Consider the following 16,359-nt stretch of genomic DNA (forward strand, 5'->3'; position numbering starts at 1 on the left):
CAGCGCCGATCTGAGTACGCACGCCCATGTCCTGAGGGAGTGACGGGCACCACACTCCGGCTATGGACACGCCCCTGCCGCCCGCCGAGGAGCTGGCGCTGATCGACCGTGAGCTGGCCCGACTGGACGCCCGGCGGCTGTACTTGTTGACCCGTCGGGAGTGGCTGGTGCGTCTGCTGTGGCAGCAGGCACCGGCCGCGGCGCCGGCCTTCCCTCCCGTGGCCCACGGTGCGCCGACACCGGCCGGCCCGAGCGCGCAGAACGTGCTGCTGACCCTGGGCGCGGTGCTGCTCGCCGTGGCCGCGCTCGCCTTCACCCTGGTCAGCTGGGGCTCGCTGGGCATCGGGGGCCGCTGCGCGGTGCTGGCCCTGCTGACGGCGGCGGCGCTCGCCGCGCCCGCCGCGCTGCTGCGGCGCGGGCTGCGCTCGACGGCCGAGTCGGTGGCGGGCGTCGCGCTGGCGCTGACGGTGCTGGACGCCTACGCCCTGCACGCCGTGGGGCTTCCCGGCACCGACGGCGGGGCCTACGCGGCGGGGGCGGCCGCCGTGCTGGCGGGGCTCTGGGCCGGGTACGGGCTCGCGCTGCGCGGGCTGCGGCTGCCGCTGCCGGCCGCGGTGGCGGCGGCGCAGCTGCCGTTGCCGCTGGCGGCGGCCGTCACCGGTGCGGGGCCTCTGGCGGGCGGCTGGGCGCTGCTGGCGACGGCCGCGCTGGACGCGGCGCTCGCGACGGCGGTGTCCCGACGGGCGGTACGGCTGCCCGCGGCGGTGGCCGGGGGGCTGCTCGCCGCGATGGCCCTGTCCACGGGGCTGGCGCTCTCCCTCGGCGCTCCCGGGACGGCCGGGCCGGCGGGGCTGCTGGCGGCGGGGGCGCTGCTGGGCGTGATGGTGGCCCTGCGTGAGCCGCGGGCCCGGGCGGCGGCCGTCGCGGGGGGCCTGGCGGCGGTGGCGGCGGTCGGGGCGCTGGTCCCGGCGCCGGCCCCGGGGTGGGCGGTCGCGGTGCGGGTGGCGGCGGCACTGGCCCTGCTGGTGGCGGTCCCGCGGACGGGCGGGCTGCCGGAGCCGGTGCGGCGGGGGCTGCTGTGGGCCGGGACGGCGGTGGCCGCCCTGGGGGCGTCGGCGGCGGTCCCGACGGTGGCGGGGGCGCTGCTCTCCGGGCTGGGGGTGCTGCGCGAGGTGTGGGCGGCGACGACCCCGCGGCCGGCCGGGGACGGGTACGGCATCCCGTACGTGGTGACGCTGCTGCTGTCGGCCGGGGCGCTCGCGTGGCCGGCCGGGGTGCTGCCGCGCCGGGCGGCGCGGGCGGCGGCGGGGGTGTGCGCCGGGACGGCCCTGTTCGTGGCGCCGGCGGTGGCGGGCCTGCCGGTGGCGGCGGTGCTCGCGGCGCAGCTGGCGGTGACGGCCGCGGCCGGGGTGTCGGCGCTGCGGGCCACGGGCCGGGGCGTCGCCCTCACAGCCGGGGGCTGCGCGGCCGCGGCGGCCCTGGACGTGTCCCTGACGGCCCTGGACGGCCGCCTGGCCACCTTCGCGGTGTTCGGCCTGCTGGGGGCCGGCTGCGCGCTGGGGGCGGCGTACGGGCCCGCCGAGCGGCCCGTGCGGGCGGGCGGGGCGGTGTGCGGCGTCGGGTTCGCGACGGCGACGGCGGTGGCGGTGGGCGCGTCGGCGGGGCTCGCCGTGCCGTGGCGGGCGGTCGCCGTACTGGCGGTCCCGGCCCTGGTGGTGGCGCTCGCCCCGCGGCTGGGTCCGGTACGGGTCCCCTCCGAGGTGGCGGCGGGCGCGGCCGGGGTGCTCGCGGTACTCCTGGCGGCCGGGGACGGGCCGGTGTCGGCCCTGGTCCTCGCGCTGGGCGGGGTGCTGTGCGCGGGCGCCGCGGTGCGCCCGGACCGGCGGGCCCTGGGCTGGGCCGCGGGGGCGTTGTTCGTGGCGGCCTCGTGGGTACGGCTCGGCGCGTCGGGGGTGACGGCGGCGGAGGCGTACACGCTGCCGGTGTCGGTGCTCGCCCTGGCGGTGGGTCTGGTGCGGCGCCGCCGGGACCCGGCGGCCTCGTCCTGGGCGGCGTACGGTCCGGGACTGGCGGCGACCCTGCTGCCGAGCCTGGTGGCCGTCTGGGGGGACCCGTACTGGCCGCGCCCGCTCGTGCTGGGCCTGGCGGCGCTGGGCCTGACCCTGGGCGGGGCGCACCGCAGGCTGCGGGCGCCGCTGCTGCTGGGCGGGGCGACCCTGGCGGGGGTGGCCGTGCACGAGCTGGCCCCGTACGTGGTCCAGGTCGTCGGGGCGCTGCCGCGCTGGCTGCCCCCGGCCGCGGCGGGTCTTCTCCTGCTGGTGGTGGGGGCGACGTACGAGAAGCGGCTGCGCGAGGCGCGCAGACTCCGGGAGGCCGTGGGCCGGCTCCGCTGAAGGAGGTCGGGGCGGGTACGACAGAGGCCCGAAGACTCTTCCGAGTCTTCGGGCCTCTGCTCCGGGTGGGCGATACTGGGTTCGAACCAGTGACCCCTTCGGTGTGAACGAAGTGCTCTCCCACTGAGCTAATCGCCCGGACGCACCGCAAACATTACCGCATGTCAGCGGTGCTCCATGACCACCCCCGGACGGTCACTGGTCCTTCAGGTTCCACGGCAGGGTGAGGCCGTACTTCCACAGGTAGAAACCGATCAGCGCGCCCGCGATGGCCAGGCCGACGCCGGTGAGGATGATGTTGCGGCGGCGCACCTTCGGGTCGAGCGCCTTCTGTGCGGCTTCACTGACCTTGCGCTTGGTCCAGCGCAGGACGAGGTGGGCCCAGGCGAACTCGGTGGCCCAGATCGCCAGGCCGGCGAAGATCGCCACCCAGCCCGGACCGGGCAGGACGAGCATGGCGATGCCCGCCCCGATGACGGCCAGGCCGACGATGAAGACGCCGACCTGCCAGCTCAGGTGCAGGCTGCGGTTGGCCTTGATGAACGCGGGCGCCTTCGAGACGTGGGGCGTCTCTTCGGCGGCCGGTTCGGTGGTGGCGGACTCGTCGGTCCCGCGGTCACTCCCCGTATTCATGCCCCGAATCTACCGGAGCCGGAAGCACACGTGAATGCCGCTTTGGATCCGCCGTTCGAGGGACCCAGAGGTCCGCAAAACGGTCAGAGGGGTTTACAACGGCACCGTAGGTGGCATGTCGATTTCGCCGACGTGCGAATCCCCGAGCGCACACTGAGCGAAAGGCCCTGGCGCTTATGAACACCACGGTCAGCTGCGAGCTGCACCTGCGCCTCGTTGTGTCGAGCGAGTCCTCACTGCCTGTTCCCGCGGGCCTGCGGTATGACACGGCCGACCCCTACGCCGTGCACGCCACCTTCCACACCGGCGCCGAGGAGACGGTCGAATGGGTATTCGCCCGCGACCTCCTCGCAGAGGGTCTCCACCGGCCCACCGGAACCGGCGACGTCCGCGTCTGGCCGTCCCGCAGCCACGGTCAGGGCGTCGTGTGCATCGCCCTGAGCTCACCGGAGGGAGAAGCGCTGCTCGAAGCACCCGCCCGAGCCCTCGAATCGTTCCTCAAGCGGACGGACGCCGCGGTCCCACCCGGGACCGAACACCGGCACTTCGACCTCGACAAGGAGCTCTCCCACATCCTGGCCGAAAGCTGAGCCAGGCCTACAGCCGCTCGACACCGTCCGACTCGGGGCGACGGTGCGGGTCGGACAACCACATACGGCAGTGCCGGCGCTGTTCCCGCGGAAGCCGACCGCGGGGACGGCGCCGGTGCGTTTGGGCCCGCCCGGGGAGGTAACCGCTAGAGTCGGCCCCCCAGCGGCGGCGGCGGTCCGTCGCCGCAATGCCGGCCTCCAGGGAGCGACCCCGTGCAGATCCCCCACGACACCCGTCGCGCGCTCGACGTCGTCGTCGCGCTGGTGAACACCGCGGCCGAGCCGGACCAGCCGGACGGCCTGTCCGACGTCGCCGCAGTGCGCGGCTTCGTCAAGGAGCACGCGATCAGCGACGTCGGCGAGCTCGGCGCCCGCGACCTCGCCGGCGTGCGGACCGTGCGCGGCAAGTTCGCCCAGGTCTTCGCGGCGCCGAACTCCCGTGCGGCGGCGGCACTGATCAACGAACTCGTCGCCACCGCGGGCACCACCCCGCAGCTCACCGACCACGACGGCTACGACTGGCACGTGCACTACTTCGCGCCGGGCGCCTCGGTGGGCGACCACCTGGCGGCGGACGGCGGTATGGCGCTCGCCTTCATCGTGGTCTCCGGGGAGCAGGAGCGGCTGCGCCGCTGCGAGGCCCCGGACTGCCGGCGGGCCTTCGTGGACCTGTCCCGCAACCGCTCCCGCCGCTACTGCGACAGCCGGACCTGCGGGAACCGGCTGCACGTGGCCGCCTACCGGGCGCGCCGCAAGGAAGCCGACTCCCAGCCGGAGGGCTCAGAGCAGGTACAGGTCGTGGACGGCGGCGAACAGCAGCAGGCTCCCGATCACCCCTAGGAAGATCATCAGCGGGGGCTGGGACAGGGCGAAGAGGCAGCCGCGCCCCTCGGGGGAGAGCGGGGCCGGCGGAACGGCGGCCTGGGCGAGGGGGACCTCGGCGACGGAAGGGAGAGCCTGCGGCTCGTCCTGCGATGTGTCGAGCATGTCCGGGCGATGATCGCGCAGCGCGTCCCGGATCGGCCCCCAACACGCCATTCGGGGGGCGGGAGTTCGCCCTCTCTCGTCAGTTCAGGTGGTTTCCCGCCACTTCTCCCCCGCGCCCGGCCGCACCTGCGCTATGGCCTCGGGCAGCCTTCCGGGCGCCGCGCGGGCCACGGCGTCAGATGCCGTGCTTCTTGAGGATGGCCTCGATGTCGGAGAAGTCCTCGGCCGGGGGCGCGGCGGCGGCCGGCGCGGAACCGGTACGGGCTCCGGTGCCGAGGGAGGGGGCGGAGGCGGCGGGGGCCACGGCCTCCCGGGCCGCACCTCCCCGGGCGGCCTTCGCGGGCCGCTCCGCGCCGAGGCCCCGGCGCTCCACCGCCCGGGTGGTCACGAGGAGCAGCCAGGCCAGGCCCAGCAGCCCGAAGCCGATCCAGACGGACGGCTTGAAGACGATCCCGGACAGCCACTCCACCACGCCGGTCATCACCAGGCCCACCGGCACCAGGGAGTACGCCGCGATGCGCGTGGCGGTCAGGAAGCGCCTGCGGTACGCGGTCACCGCGGCGATGCCCAGTCCCGCGGCGGACACCGCGGAACATATGGTTTCGGCGAGCATGCGGTCCTCCGACCCTGGACGGATGGGCGATCTGTCCCTTCCATCCTGCACCGGCGGGTGCCGTCGGGGCCACGTCCGGAGGGCCTGCGGCCCGGATCTCCGGGAGATCTCGGGGTCGGATCTCCTCCCCGGGGGGTCTGGGAGACTGTCCGCATGACCGATTCCGTGATCCTCGACGTCTGGTGCGAACTCCAGTGCCCGGACTGCCACAGCGCTCTGGACGACGTGCGCGCCCTGCGGGCCCGCTACGGCGACCGGCTGGACATCCGGCTGCGCCACTTCCCCCTGGAGAAGCACAAGCACGCCTTCGCCGCCGCGCAGGCCGCCGAAGAGGCCGCGGAGCAGGGCAAGGGCTGGCCGTACGCGGAGGCCGTCCTGGCCCGCACCGCCGAGCTCGGTGAGCGCGGCGAGGCCGTCCTGCTGGACGTGGCGCGCGAACTCGGCCTGGACGCGGAGGAGTTCGACACCGCGCTGATCGACGGCCGGCACATCCTGATCGTCGACGCCGACCAGGCCGAGGGCAAGGCCATCGGCGTGACCGGCACCCCGACCTACGTGATCGACGGCGAGCGCCTCGACGGCGGCAAGAGCCAGGAGGGCCTGCGCGCCCGCATCGAGGAGATCGCGGACCGGCTGCTCGCGGCCTGACGCCCTGCGCGCGGACCGGCCCGCCGCGGTGACGGCAGGCCGGCGGGTCTGCGGGCCGGCGGGCCTGCGGGTCCCCCGGACGCGGGACCCGCGGGTGCGGATACGTCAGTGCTGGATCGCCACGAGTCGGCTGCAGACGATCGCCACGTCGTATTCGTGCGGGAGGCGCGTATCGGTGTTGACGACGGTCACCTCCCACGACTCACTGACCCCCTTGATGGACTTCTGCACGACGAGCGTGGGCGGCGGCGTGCTGAGCGCGACACCACCGCTGTCGATGAGCCAGCCCGGGTCGCAGGCGAGGCTGACGTTCTGCGTCGCGCCTTCATGGACGAGGAAGGTCGTCTTGAGGGTGCGGGACTGCAGTTCGTAGCTGATGCCACCACGGGAGTGGTCGCAGCGGCCGGAACTGCGGTCGTCCTGGCCCCCGCAGTCGCCGTCCATGAACTGGTGCGGGGGGTCCGCGGCCACGACGGGCGGTGTCGCGGCGAAGGCCGGGGCCGAGAGGCCCGTCAGGGCGAGGGCCAGGGCGGCCGTCACCCCCGAGGCGAGCGCGGCCGGGCGGCGGACGCGGACACCGGGGTGTCCCGAGGTGCGGTGGGAGTTCAACTCTCGCTCCTTGCTCAGGGTCGGTTTCGGGTCCGCCTCGGATGCGGTGGCCCGCTTTCCTCGGAAACCGCCGCCGCTGCCGGAGCGCCTCCCGCCCCCGGAGCCGGCGCTCCCGCCCCCGGAGCCGGCGACTTCAGGGCTCCGTACACCAACCGCGTGCCGCCCGAGCGCACCCTCGCCTTACGGCGAGCATCCATGCGCACGCTCCTTGTCGACTCAGGATCCCGGCGACGATCCGATTACCGTTCTTGTACGCAAAACAGCTGTCGGGCAATCGGACCCCGCCCCTGATTCACCCCCGCCCACGGCAGTGCCCTTGTGATCGCCGGGCACGGCTCCCTCCCCCTGGGCGAAATGGCCGCCGGACGAGCGAGGGCGCGGAGCGTCGACCTCTAGATCAGCTCTTTGGCCCAGTTCAGGTCCGTGGTGACATAGCCGAGGGACTCGTACAGGCGCAGCGCCGGGGTGTTGGCGGCGAAGACGTGGAGGGCGAGGCGGCGGTGCCCGGCGGCCAGGGCGGCACGCTCCGCGAGGAGCATCAGGTCGCGCCCGTAGCCGTGTCCCCGGTGCTCCGCGGCGACCTCGACGTCGAAGACGTACGCGCCCTCCCCGGTCCCGGAGACCCAGACGTGCCCCACGGGGGCGCCGGCCGCCTCCAGGACGGTGAAGGTCGCTCCGAGGGTCTCCAGCCCCTGCGGGAGCTGCGTGTCGTGGTCGGCCCGCGCCTTGTTGCGGGCGGCCTCGGGGTCCATGCCCCGCCGGGTCCAGCTCGCGGCGTACTCCTCGCGGGCCCGCAGGTCCCAGTCCGCGTACTCGGCGCCCGTCATCGGGCGGCCCCGTACCCCGGTGGAGAGGGCGGGCGGGTCGGCCGGGAGGTCCTTGGCCATGTTGCGGCCCTGCTCGACGTAGCCCAGGGCCGCGGCCAGCCGCAGCCCGCCCGGCGAGCCGGCCGGTACGGAGATCCGCACCCGGCGGCAGCCCCAGCCGCGCAGCACCTCCTCGGCGGCGAGCGCCGCGACGGTGGCGCGGCCCCGGAGGCGGTCGCGTTCGTCGATGGCCAGGTCGCGGATCTCCCCCACGGTCGGCCCGAAGGGGGTGTCGGCGGCGATCAGCAGCGCCCCCACGCGCCTGCTGTTGACGCGGACCTCGTAGGGGCGCGAGCGGGCACCGTCCGCGCTCTGCCGGAGCGGCCCCGAGGGCCGCAGGGTGGTGGTCATCCGTCGAGTTCTACCCGTCCCGCGGCCCCGTGACTACGGGCCGTGCCCGCCGGTCCCGCTCAGGGGTCGATGTCGGAGGCGGCCCGCTCCTCGAAGATCCGCATCGCCTTGGCGGTGACCGGGCCCGGTGCGGCGGCCAGGGTGCGGCCGTCGACGCGGTGGACGGCCTGTACGTCGCGCAGCGTCGAGGTCAGGAAGACCTCCTCGGCGCGCTCCAGCGCGTCGAAGGGCAGGTCGGCCTCCTTGGCGCCGGTCCATTCGACGGCGAGCGCCCGGGTGATGCCGGCGAGGCAGCCCGAGGCCAGGGGCGGGGTGTACAGCTCGCCGTCGAGGACGACGAAGACGTTGGAGCCGGTGCCCTCGCAGAGCTGCCCGACGGTGTTGGCGAAGAGGGCCTCCGAGGCCCCCTCCCCGTGCGCGCGGGCCAGGGCCACCACGTTCTCGGCGTAGGAGGTGGTCTTCAGACCGGCCACGGCGGAGCGCTCGTTGCGCACCCAGGGCACGGTGATCACCGCGGTGGTGTCGGGGCGGCGGGCGGTCTCCCCGATGGCGACGGTCAGCGTGGGTCCGCTGTCGCCGCGCTCGGAGCCGAGCGGGGAGAGGCCGCCGGTGTAGGTGATCCGGAGCCGGCCGAGCGGCACGGGGTGTTCGGCCACCACGGCGGCGCAGGCGCGGCGCACCTCGTCGAGGTCGGGGTCGGGCAGGCCGAGGCCGCGGGCCGAGCGGGTCAGCCGGTCCAGATGGCGGGTGAGCGCGAAGAGGGTCCCGTCCTGGGCCTTGACCGTCTCGAAGACCCCGTCGCCCACGGTGAGCCCGTGGTCCATTGCGGACACCTTCGCGTCGTGCTCGTCCCGCAGCGTTCCGTCGAGCCAGATCCTCACCGTACGGTTCCTCCACTCAGGTCGCGGGCCCCGTTCGGGCCCGGCTCTCGCACCCCCGACGCTAGCGCGACCAGCCGGGCCGCCTTGAGCTCGGTCTCCGCCCACTCCCGCTCGGGGTCGGATCCCCAGGTGATGCCCGCTCCGGTCCCGAAGCACAGGCGGGGGCCGCCGGGGGCCGCGCGGTCGATCCAGAAGGTGCGGATGCCGACGGCGAGGGCGGCGGTGCCCCGGTCCGCGTCCACCCAGCCGATGCCGCCGCAGTAGGGGCCGCGCGGGGCGGTCTCCAGTTCGTCGATGATCCGCAGGGCGGAGGACTTGGGCGCGCCGGTGACGGAGCCGGGCGGGAAGGTGGCGGCGAGCAGCTCCGGCCAGCCCGCGCCCTCGGCGAGTTCCCCGCCGACGGTGGAGACCAGGTGGACGAGGCCGGGGTGCTCCTCGACGGCGCACAGCTCCGGGACGGTGACCGAGCCGGTCGCGCAGACCCGGCCCAGGTCGTTGCGGACCAGGTCCACGATCATCACGTTCTCGGCGTGGTCCTTGGGGAGCAGGTCGGCCACGGTGCGGCCGGTGCCCTTGATGGGGCCGGACTCGATGCGGCGGCCGTGGCGGCTCAGGTAGAGCTCCGGGGAGGCGCTGGCGATCTCCACGCCGTGGGCCGGCAGGCGGATCGTTCCTGCATACGGGGCCGGGTTCCCGCGCGCGAGCAGGGCGGTGAGGGCGTCCACGTCGGCCCGCGCGGGGTCCGGCAGCGGCGCGGACATCACGCGGCACAGGTTGGCCTGGTAGACCTCGCCCGCCTCGATGTACGCGCGTATCCGGCGCACGCCCGCGACGTACGCGTCGCGGTCGAGCGAGGAGGACCAGCGGCCGGCGGCCGGGCCGGACCAGGCCCCGGGCACGGGGGCCGGGACGGGGTCGGGACGCACGTCCCCGAAGCGCGCGCAGACCAGCCGGCCTTCGAAGTCTGCGGTCACCGCCCAGAAGCCGGAGGAGTCGAGGGCCGCGGGGTCACCGGTGACGTCACGGAGGTCGGTCGCGAGGAGGCCGCCGAAGCGGGCCAGGGGAGGCAGGTCGTGCACGGCTGCGAGTCTATGACCGGTGACGCGATGGCGCCGGTGAGGTGGCCGCCGGGTGACCGGTGGTGATCGGGCCGCAGCACGCTGCGGAAACGCGTTTTTGAGCTGGCCCGGGAATCCGCTAGAGTTCAACACGTCGCCAGGGAGCGAAGGGGAAAAACCCCGGAGCGAACACGGTGACCTGCGGACGTAGCTCAGTTGGTAGAGCACCACCTTGCCAAGGTGGATGTCGCGAGTTCGAGTCTCGTCGTCCGCTCGAAGTGGGGGATTTCTTCCCGAGAACCCCTACAGCTCCATGGTGGAGTGGCCGAGAGGCGAGGCAACGGCCTGCAAAGCCGTCTACACGGGTTCAAATCCCGTCTCCACCTCCAAGGACGATTAGCTCAGCGGGAGAGCGCTTCCCTGACACGGAAGAGGTCACTGGTTCAATCCCAGTATCGTCCACTGATCCGCAAGGATCCCCGCGCGATTAGCTCAGCGGGAGAGCGCTTCCCTGACACGGAAGAGGTCACTGGTTCAATCCCAGTATCGCGCACGCAGTACACGCATCACCTGCGGTTTCACACCGCGGTCCCGCGCGATTAGCTCAGCGGGAGAGCGCTTCCCTGACACGGAAGAGGTCACTGGTTCAATCCCAGTATCGCGCACCAGCTCCGGAAGCCCCGGCCGTTCCCACGGCCGGGGCTTTCGCGTTCCCGGGTGCCGACCGGTCTCAGGAGGAGAAGAGCATCCGGCCGAATCCGCCCTTGTGGTGGCCGTGGTGTCCGTGGCCGTGTCCGTGGCCGCCGTGCTGCGGGGCGCCCCAGGCCGGGGCCGGAGCCACGTGGGCCGGGTACGGGGCCGGCGGCGCGGCGGGCGGCGGGACCTGGCCGTACTGCTGGGCCGTGTACTGGGACTCCAGGCGGGTCAGCGCCTCCAGCTCGCCGTAGTCGAGGAAGATGCCGCGGCAACCGCTGCACTGCTCGATCTGGACGCCGTTGCGCTGGTAGGTGTGCATCATCGCGTGACACTTCGGACACTGCATGACCGGATCAACTCCTCGCCGTTCGCGTCGGCGCCGGATGCGTACCCGGCGCCTCCCGCTCACCCTACGACGGCATCAGGGCTCCAACTCGGCCCGGAGTGTAGCCATTCGGACACAGGAATCCAGCATCAGCCGCTCCCCCTCGTCCAGCGGGCGGCGGGCGGGTGCCGCCTTGGCGAGGGCGAGGGCCGCCGTCTGTACGGTCAGCGCCCGTGCGGCCAGGTCGAGTTCCGGCCAGGGGTCGCTGCCGGGCGGGCCGGCGGCCGGGCCGCCCGCGGCCCGGTAGGCGTCGAGGAAGCGCAGCCAGGCCTCCGGGGCGAGGATCCCGGCCGCGTACCAGGCGGCCGGGCGGGCGAGGTCCCAGGCGGGCGCGCCGAGGCCGAGGTCGTCGACGTCGATGAGCCGCCAGGGGCCGTCGGGGACGGGGTGGCGGACGAGCTGCCCGAGGTGCAGGTCGCCGTGGCACAGCACCGCCGCCCCGGCCGGGGGGACCGCCTCGCCCCGGGCCCAGTCCGGAAGGGTCGCGGCGGCGGCGCGGACCGCCCGGACCCCGTCCGGGTCGGACTGCGGGGCCCTGGACAGCCGGCGCAGGGCGCGGGCCACCTTGGCCGGGCCGCGCATCGGCGGAAGGGGTCCGGGGAGGTCCCGGAGCCCGGTCCGGTGCAGGGCCGCGAGCAGCCGGGCGGCCTCCTCCCAGGGGGCGTCCTCGGGGCGCGCCGGATCCACGGGGGTCCCGTAGGGCCACAGCGAGACGGTGCGGCCGTGGACGGCTCCGGTGCGCAGCGGGGGCAGCAGCACCCCGGCGAGGGGGCCGGAGCCCGCGACGCGGATGCGGGCCGCGAGGGCTTCGGGGTCGCTGCCGGGGGCGTGCGCCTTGGCCACGGTGTCCCCGCAGCGCACGACGGTCCCGTCGGGCCGGTCGGCGAGGAGGACGTAGGGCTGCGCGGGGCCGCCGCCGCGGGCCCAGGCGGCGAGGGCCGCGGGCAGCGGGGCGGGCAGCGGCAGTGCGCTCACGCGGCGGCCGCGGCGCGCGGCGGCGTGCCGCGGCGCGGGGGGTGCGTCGCCTCCCCGTCGTGGGCCTGCGTGCTCGTGGGGTCGTGGTCCGCGTCCGCCATGGGCCTCTCCTTCGCTCGGGACGAGGCTACGGGTGGCGGGGGCGGGACGAAAGAAAGGGTGCTGCCCGTCCGACTCCCCAGTCGTACGGGCAGCACCCTTCACCTGCCGTCCGTCGTCGATCCCCCGTCCCCACGGGGATTCGACAGGCCGATGTCCCGGTCCGGGCCGCTCTCCCGGACCCGGGGCGCCGCTCAGCGCCCCAGCATCACGCCAACGGACGACGCCTGTGCCGCCACCTGGTCGAAACCTCCGAAGAGGAAGAGCAGGAGGGCGGCCAGGGGGAGGACCATCGCCGCGGCCACCAGCGGGTGGCGCGTACCGGACTCATGGCTGTTGAACGCGAATGCCTTGCGTCCCTGCCGGGCGATGTCCGCCATGGTCCTCTCCCTGTCGTCTGGCAGCGGCGGGTTCGTGACCTCGGGGGACGAGTGCGCCACCCGCCGCTTGTCTTCAACACTAGGTGCGCGGAAGGCCCCTGGCCTCATGCCCTCGTACCCTTTGCCGGGCCTCCGGGAGGATGACGAGGGCCTCCCCGGAGTACTCCCCTGGGTGGAGACCGCTTCCCCGTCATGGGGGACTTCCCGGAGGGGATGACCGGAGGGTAGTGACTTCGCTCACTTCCGTCACTCCCCGCACACGCGTGTCCGCGTACGGGCGGTTGACCGCGTCACCCGGCGGCTCCCGCCGCTCCCCCGCCGGGACGAGCCCGCACGGGGCCGCCGTCGGCGCCAATCCCCTTGGCGCGAGGGCCGTTTGGGCGCCCTGTCCGCCGCGGGTCCGGGGGCGGGGGCCGGGGGCGGTGCACCCTCAAGTGGCCTGCCCCGTACTGAGGATCGAATCCTCCGACGAGGGCGCGGCCTCTGAGCGCTCTTGCCGGATGGTCCGTAAGCTGTGCCAGGTCAACAGGACGACCGGTCAGCGGGGTGGACATGGCGATGATGCGGCTCCGGCGCGAGGACCCGCGTGTCGTCGGCTCGTTCAGGCTGCACCGCAGGCTCGGCGCGGGCGGCATGGGCGTGGTCTACCTGGGGTCCGACCGGCGCGGTCAGCGCGTCGCCCTGAAGGTGATCCGGCCCGACCTGGCCGAGGACCAGGAGTTCCGCTCACGCTTCGCGCGCGAGGTGTCCGCCGCCCGGCGGATCCGCGGCGGGTGCACCGCGCGGCTGGTGGCCGCCGACCTGGAGGCCGAGCGCCCCTGGTTCGCCACGCAGTACGTGCCCGGACCCTCGCTGCACGACAAGGTGGCCGAGGAAGGCCCCCTGACGGCCGCGCAGATCGCCGCCATCGGCGCCGCGCTCTCCGAGGGCCTCGTCGCCGTGCACGAGGCGGGCGTGGTCCACCGCGACCTCAAGCCCTCGAACATCCTGCTGTCCCCCAAGGGCCCGCGGATCATCGACTTCGGCATCGCCTGGGCGACCGGGGCGAGCACCCTGACCCACGTGGGGACGGCCGTCGGCTCCCCCGGCTTCCTCGCCCCCGAGCAGGTGCGCGGCGCCGCCGTCACCCCCGCCACCGACGTCTTCGCGCTCGGCGCCACCCTCGCCTACGCGGCCACCGCCGACTCCCCCTTCGGGCACGGCAGTTCCGAGGTCATGCTGTACCGGGTGGTGCACGAGGAGCCCCACCTGGTCGGCGTACCGGACGCCCTCGCGCCGCTGGTCCGGGCCTGCCTGGCCAAGGACCCCGAGGAGCGGCCGACGACCCTGCAGCTGTCCATGCGGCTGAAGGAGATCGCGGCCCGCGAGGCGCAGGGGCTGGGCGACGGCCGGCCGCCGGTGCAGCGGCCGCGGCCCGACCGGCCGGTGGGGCGGCTCGCAGACCAGACCGCCCTCTACACCGAGCAGAGCAGCGTGGACCGGCGCACTCCGGGCGCCGGCACGCCCGCCCCCAGGGCGCAGGCCCCGCACGGCGGACCTCCCTCGCGGCCCTCGTCCCCGCGCAACCCCGGTTCCACCGCCGGGCGTACGGGCGGCCGTCCGGCTCCGCGGACCACCGGCACGGGGCGCCGGCCCTCGCGGCCGGACCCGAAGCTGATGCGGCAGCGGCTGATCGTGTTCGTCGTGGTGACGCTCCTGGTGGCGCTGGGCATCGCCCTGGCGCAGAAGATCTAGGGCCACCGGCCCGTACGGCGGTGCCGGGCCCCGAGGGGTCCGGCACCCGGCCGGGTCAGGCCCGGTGGCCGCCGGCCACCGCGTAGAAGGCGACGGCCGCGGCCGCGCCCACGTTGAGCGAGTCCACGCCGTGCGCCATGGGGATGCGCACCCATTCGTCGGCGGCGACCAGCGCCTGCGTGGACAGGCCGTCGCCCTCCGCCCCGAGCATCAGCGCGACCCGTTCGAGGGACTGCGGGGCGGCCTCGTCGATCGGCGAGGCCTTCTCGTGCGGGGTGAGGGCCAGGAGCTTGAAGCCCGCCTCCCGCACCGAGTCCAGGCTCTTGGGCCAGGCGTCGAGGCGGGCGTAGGGGACGGAGAACACCGCACCCATGGAGACCTTCACCGAGCGGCGGTAGAGCGGGTCCGCGCAGTCGGGCGACAGCAGCACCGCGTCCATGCCGAGGGCGGCGGCGCTGCGGAAGATGGCTCCGATGTTGGTGTGGTCGTTGACCGCCTCCATGACGGCCACCCGGCGGGCCGACGCGAGCAGGTCCTGCGCCGTGGGCAGCGGCTTGCGCTGCATGGAGGCGAGGGCGCCGCGGTGCACGTGGTAGCCGGTGACGCGTTCGGCGAGCTCCGGGCTGACGGCGTAGACCGGGGCCGGGAGCTCGTCGATGACGTCGCGCATGACGTCGACCCACTTGGCGGAGAGCAGCATGGAGCGCATCTCGTAGCCGGCGTCCTTGGCCCGTCTGATGACCTTCTCGCCCTCGGCGATGAAGAGGCCCTCGGCGGGCTCGCGGCGGCGCCGCAGCTCCACGTCGGTCAGGCCCGTGTAGTCGCGCAGGCGGGGGTCGTCGGGGTCTTCGACGGTGATGAGATCAGCCACAGGGTGATACTGCCTTGTCGTGGGTGTGGTGCCAACGGCCTGTCAGGCGTCGGTGGCGGGGAGGGCGCCGGACGCGTTCACGCGGACGACCTCGCCGATGACGATCACGGCCGGCGGGCGGACCTCCTCGGCGCGCACGGTCTCACCGACCGTGGCGAGGGTGGCGTCCACCCGGCGCTGGGTGGCCGTGGTGCCCTCCTGGACGACCGCGACCGGGGTGTCGGCGGAGCGGCCGTGGCGGATCAGGGCCTCGGCGATCAGGCCGATCTTGTCGACGCCCATGAGGATCACCAGGGTGCCGGTGAGCTTCGCGAGGGAGGCCCAGTCCACCAGGGAGCGCGGGTCGTCGGGGCCGACGTGTCCGCTGACCACGGTGAACTCGTGCGCCACCCCGCGGTGGGTGACGGGGATCCCGGCGGCGCTCGGCACCGAGATGGAGCTGGAGATGCCGGGGACGACCGTGCAGGGGATGCCGTGCTCGGCGAGGGCCTGCAGCTCCTCCATGCCACGGCCGAAGACGTACGGGTCCCCGCCCTTGAGCCGGACGACGGCCTTGCCCGCCTTGGCGTGCTCGATCAGGGCGTTGTTGATGGCCTCCTGGGCCATGAAACGGCCGTACGGGATCTTCGCCGCGTCGATGACCTCGACGTGCGGCGGGAGTTCGTCGAGGAGGTCGCGGGGGCCGAGCCGGTCGGCGATGACCACGTCGGCCTCGGCGAGCAGGCGGCGGCCGCGCACGGTGATCAGGTCCGGGTCGCCGGGGCCGCCGCCGACGAGGGCGACACCGGGGGTGGCCTTGTGGCGGTGCGCGGGGGCGGTGAGGGTGCCGTCGCGCAGCCCCTCGACGACCGCGTCGCGGACGGCGGCCGAACGGCGGGGGTCGTTGCCGGTCAGCACGGCGACGGTGACGCCCTCGATGCGGCCGGTGGCGGGGGTCCAGGCCGTGGCGGCGGAGGCGTCGTCGGCGCGCACGCACCAGACGCGCTCGCGCTCGGCCTCGGCGGAGGCCCGCTCGTTGTCCTCGCGGTTCTGGGTGGCGATCAGGGCGTACCAGGCGTCGGCGAGGTCGCCCTCCCGGTAGCGGCGGCGTTCCCAGCGGATCTCGCCGGTCTCCGCCATCGCGTCCACGGAGGGGGTCGCGGAGGGGGAGATCAGCAGGACGTCGGCGCCGGCCGCGATGAGGGCGGGCAGGCGGCGCTGGGCGACCTGACCGCCGCCGATGACGACGACGCGGCGCCCGGCCAGGCGGAGTCCTACGGGGTAGGCGGGGTATGCCGGGTTTGCCATGGCGGTTGCGGCTCCTGATGCGGCGAGGGGTCGGCGGGCCGCTGCTGCGCTGGAGCGGCGTGGCGGGCGGCGTGCGGATGCCCGCCCGGGACCACGATACGACCCATCCGGGGCGGGGGTACCTGCGGGGGCTGCGCGGGCTTTGGGGTTCGGCGCCGCTGCGCGGGGCTGGGTCCCCTACCCGCCCTTCCACCGTTCCCCGGGCTCCGCCCGGACCCGTTCGGGGGCTCCGCCCCCGGACCCCCGCGCCTCAAACGCCGGCGGGGCTGGATTTCCGCCTGGCGGCGGCTGGATTGCCCGCAG

Annotated in this window: 17 protein-coding genes and 6 tRNA genes; 10 read left to right on the forward strand and 13 right to left on the reverse strand. The window is 74.8% G+C overall.

Annotation, left to right across the window (positions count from 1 at the left end):
* Nucleotides 1–62 precede the first annotated feature (62 nt).
* Entirely contained in the window at nucleotides 63–2,393 is a 2,331-nt protein-coding gene (locus ABZW32_RS29590; protein WP_356221582.1) for a hypothetical protein, read from the forward strand.
* Between the two features lie 66 nt (nucleotides 2,394–2,459).
* Here the strand turns inward: ABZW32_RS29590 and ABZW32_RS29595 are convergent.
* Nucleotides 2,460–2,531: transfer RNA gene (locus ABZW32_RS29595), tRNA-Val, on the reverse strand.
* A gap of 57 nt (nucleotides 2,532–2,588) precedes the next feature.
* Nucleotides 2,589–3,026, reverse strand: a complete 438-nt coding sequence (locus ABZW32_RS29600) for a TIGR02611 family protein (RefSeq protein WP_356221585.1) — start codon at nucleotides 3,024–3,026, stop codon at nucleotides 2,589–2,591.
* A gap of 176 nt (nucleotides 3,027–3,202) precedes the next feature.
* Between ABZW32_RS29600 and ABZW32_RS29605 the strand changes: the two genes are divergently transcribed.
* Together ABZW32_RS29605 and ABZW32_RS29610 are read left to right on the forward strand one after the other, a co-directional pair.
* A complete protein-coding gene (locus ABZW32_RS29605; RefSeq protein ID WP_030011909.1) occupies nucleotides 3,203–3,616 on the forward strand; it encodes an SsgA family sporulation/cell division regulator in 414 nt (137 codons plus the stop codon).
* A gap of 213 nt (nucleotides 3,617–3,829) precedes the next feature.
* Nucleotides 3,830–4,456 (forward strand): CGNR zinc finger domain-containing protein, encoded by a 627-nt coding sequence (locus tag ABZW32_RS29610; protein WP_356221588.1) that lies wholly within the window; start codon nucleotides 3,830–3,832, stop codon nucleotides 4,454–4,456.
* Here the strand turns inward: ABZW32_RS29610 and ABZW32_RS29615 are convergent.
* The gene (locus tag ABZW32_RS29615) at nucleotides 4,397–4,603 is read right to left on the reverse strand and encodes a hypothetical protein (protein ID WP_356221591.1); all 207 of its coding nucleotides are present in this window, start codon (nucleotides 4,601–4,603) and stop codon (nucleotides 4,397–4,399) included. The two genes, ABZW32_RS29610 and ABZW32_RS29615, sit on opposite strands and share 60 nt — an antisense overlap.
* Nucleotides 4,604–4,778: 175 nt before the next feature.
* Nucleotides 4,779–5,216, reverse strand: coding sequence for a hypothetical protein (locus tag ABZW32_RS29620; protein WP_356221593.1), 438 nt, complete (start codon nucleotides 5,214–5,216; stop codon nucleotides 4,779–4,781).
* 153 nt (nucleotides 5,217–5,369) lie between these two features.
* Here ABZW32_RS29620 and ABZW32_RS29625 point away from each other — a divergent pair, with 153 nt between their 5' ends.
* The gene (locus ABZW32_RS29625; protein ID WP_356221596.1) at nucleotides 5,370–5,864 is read left to right on the forward strand and encodes a DsbA family protein; all 495 of its coding nucleotides are present in this window, start codon (nucleotides 5,370–5,372) and stop codon (nucleotides 5,862–5,864) included.
* 105 nt (nucleotides 5,865–5,969) lie between these two features.
* Here the strand turns inward: ABZW32_RS29625 and ABZW32_RS29630 are convergent, their stop codons facing one another.
* The 4 genes from ABZW32_RS29630 to ABZW32_RS29645 all read right to left on the reverse strand — a co-directional run bounded on the left by ABZW32_RS29630 (nucleotide 5,970) and on the right by ABZW32_RS29645 (nucleotide 9,650).
* Entirely contained in the window at nucleotides 5,970–6,473 is a 504-nt protein-coding gene (locus tag ABZW32_RS29630; RefSeq protein ID WP_356221598.1) for a hypothetical protein, read from the reverse strand.
* A 392-nt stretch (nucleotides 6,474–6,865) separates the two neighbouring features.
* The gene (locus tag ABZW32_RS29635; protein WP_356221601.1) at nucleotides 6,866–7,690 is read right to left on the reverse strand and encodes a GNAT family N-acetyltransferase; all 825 of its coding nucleotides are present in this window, start codon (nucleotides 7,688–7,690) and stop codon (nucleotides 6,866–6,868) included.
* A 59-nt stretch (nucleotides 7,691–7,749) separates the two neighbouring features.
* Complete coding sequence (locus ABZW32_RS29640) at nucleotides 7,750–8,571, reverse strand: aminodeoxychorismate lyase (RefSeq protein WP_356221604.1); 822 nt, start codon at nucleotides 8,569–8,571, stop codon at nucleotides 7,750–7,752.
* The gene (locus ABZW32_RS29645; protein ID WP_356221606.1) at nucleotides 8,568–9,650 is read right to left on the reverse strand and encodes a chorismate-binding protein; all 1,083 of its coding nucleotides are present in this window, start codon (nucleotides 9,648–9,650) and stop codon (nucleotides 8,568–8,570) included. The genes ABZW32_RS29640 and ABZW32_RS29645 overlap by 4 nt, the downstream gene beginning before the upstream one ends.
* Before the next feature lie 180 nt (nucleotides 9,651–9,830).
* On the opposite strand from ABZW32_RS29645, the gene ABZW32_RS29650 reads away from it, so the two are divergent.
* The 5 genes from ABZW32_RS29650 (at nucleotide 9,831) to ABZW32_RS29670 (ending at nucleotide 10,297) form a co-directional block, all read left to right on the forward strand.
* Nucleotides 9,831–9,903, forward strand: a tRNA-Gly gene (locus tag ABZW32_RS29650).
* 41 nt (nucleotides 9,904–9,944) lie between these two features.
* Nucleotides 9,945–10,018: transfer RNA gene (locus ABZW32_RS29655), tRNA-Cys, on the forward strand.
* 1 nt (nucleotide 10,019) lies between these two features.
* Nucleotides 10,020–10,091: transfer RNA gene (locus ABZW32_RS29660), tRNA-Val, on the forward strand.
* 19 nt (nucleotides 10,092–10,110) lie between these two features.
* A tRNA-Val gene (locus ABZW32_RS29665) sits at nucleotides 10,111–10,182 on the forward strand.
* Between the two features lie 40 nt (nucleotides 10,183–10,222).
* Nucleotides 10,223–10,297 (forward strand) — tRNA-Val (locus tag ABZW32_RS29670).
* Between the two features lie 62 nt (nucleotides 10,298–10,359).
* Here ABZW32_RS29670 and ABZW32_RS29675 read toward each other — a convergent pair.
* The 3 genes from ABZW32_RS29675 to ABZW32_RS29685 form a co-directional block, all read right to left on the reverse strand.
* Nucleotides 10,360–10,671, reverse strand: a complete 312-nt coding sequence (locus tag ABZW32_RS29675; RefSeq protein ID WP_356221609.1) for a zf-TFIIB domain-containing protein — start codon at nucleotides 10,669–10,671, stop codon at nucleotides 10,360–10,362.
* Between the two features lie 75 nt (nucleotides 10,672–10,746).
* On the reverse strand, nucleotides 10,747–11,658 hold the full coding sequence (locus tag ABZW32_RS29680) for a phosphotransferase (RefSeq protein ID WP_356221618.1): 912 nt from the start codon (nucleotides 11,656–11,658) through the stop codon (nucleotides 10,747–10,749).
* A gap of 320 nt (nucleotides 11,659–11,978) precedes the next feature.
* Nucleotides 11,979–12,164: a hypothetical protein gene (locus ABZW32_RS29685; protein WP_030233823.1), complete on the reverse strand. Its 186-nt coding sequence runs from the start codon at nucleotides 12,162–12,164 to the stop codon at nucleotides 11,979–11,981.
* Nucleotides 12,165–12,716: 552 nt separating this feature from the next.
* Here ABZW32_RS29685 and ABZW32_RS29690 point away from each other — a divergent pair.
* On the forward strand, nucleotides 12,717–13,898 hold the full coding sequence (locus ABZW32_RS29690) for a protein kinase (RefSeq protein ID WP_356221612.1): 1,182 nt from the start codon (nucleotides 12,717–12,719) through the stop codon (nucleotides 13,896–13,898).
* Between the two features lie 55 nt (nucleotides 13,899–13,953).
* Here ABZW32_RS29690 and ABZW32_RS29695 read toward each other — a convergent pair whose 3' ends face one another.
* Complete coding sequence (locus ABZW32_RS29695; RefSeq protein ID WP_266838020.1) at nucleotides 13,954–14,769, reverse strand: RNA methyltransferase; 816 nt, start codon at nucleotides 14,767–14,769, stop codon at nucleotides 13,954–13,956.
* Between the two features lie 42 nt (nucleotides 14,770–14,811).
* On the reverse strand, nucleotides 14,812–16,056 hold the full coding sequence (cobA, locus tag ABZW32_RS29700; RefSeq protein WP_356221615.1) for a uroporphyrinogen-III C-methyltransferase: 1,245 nt from the start codon (nucleotides 16,054–16,056) through the stop codon (nucleotides 14,812–14,814).
* Between the last annotated feature and the right edge of the window lie 303 nt (nucleotides 16,057–16,359).

Origin of the sequence: Streptomyces sp. NPDC004667 (assembly GCF_040609475.1) — a bacterium.
Classification (GTDB): Bacteria; Actinomycetota; Actinomycetes; order Streptomycetales; family Streptomycetaceae; genus Streptomyces.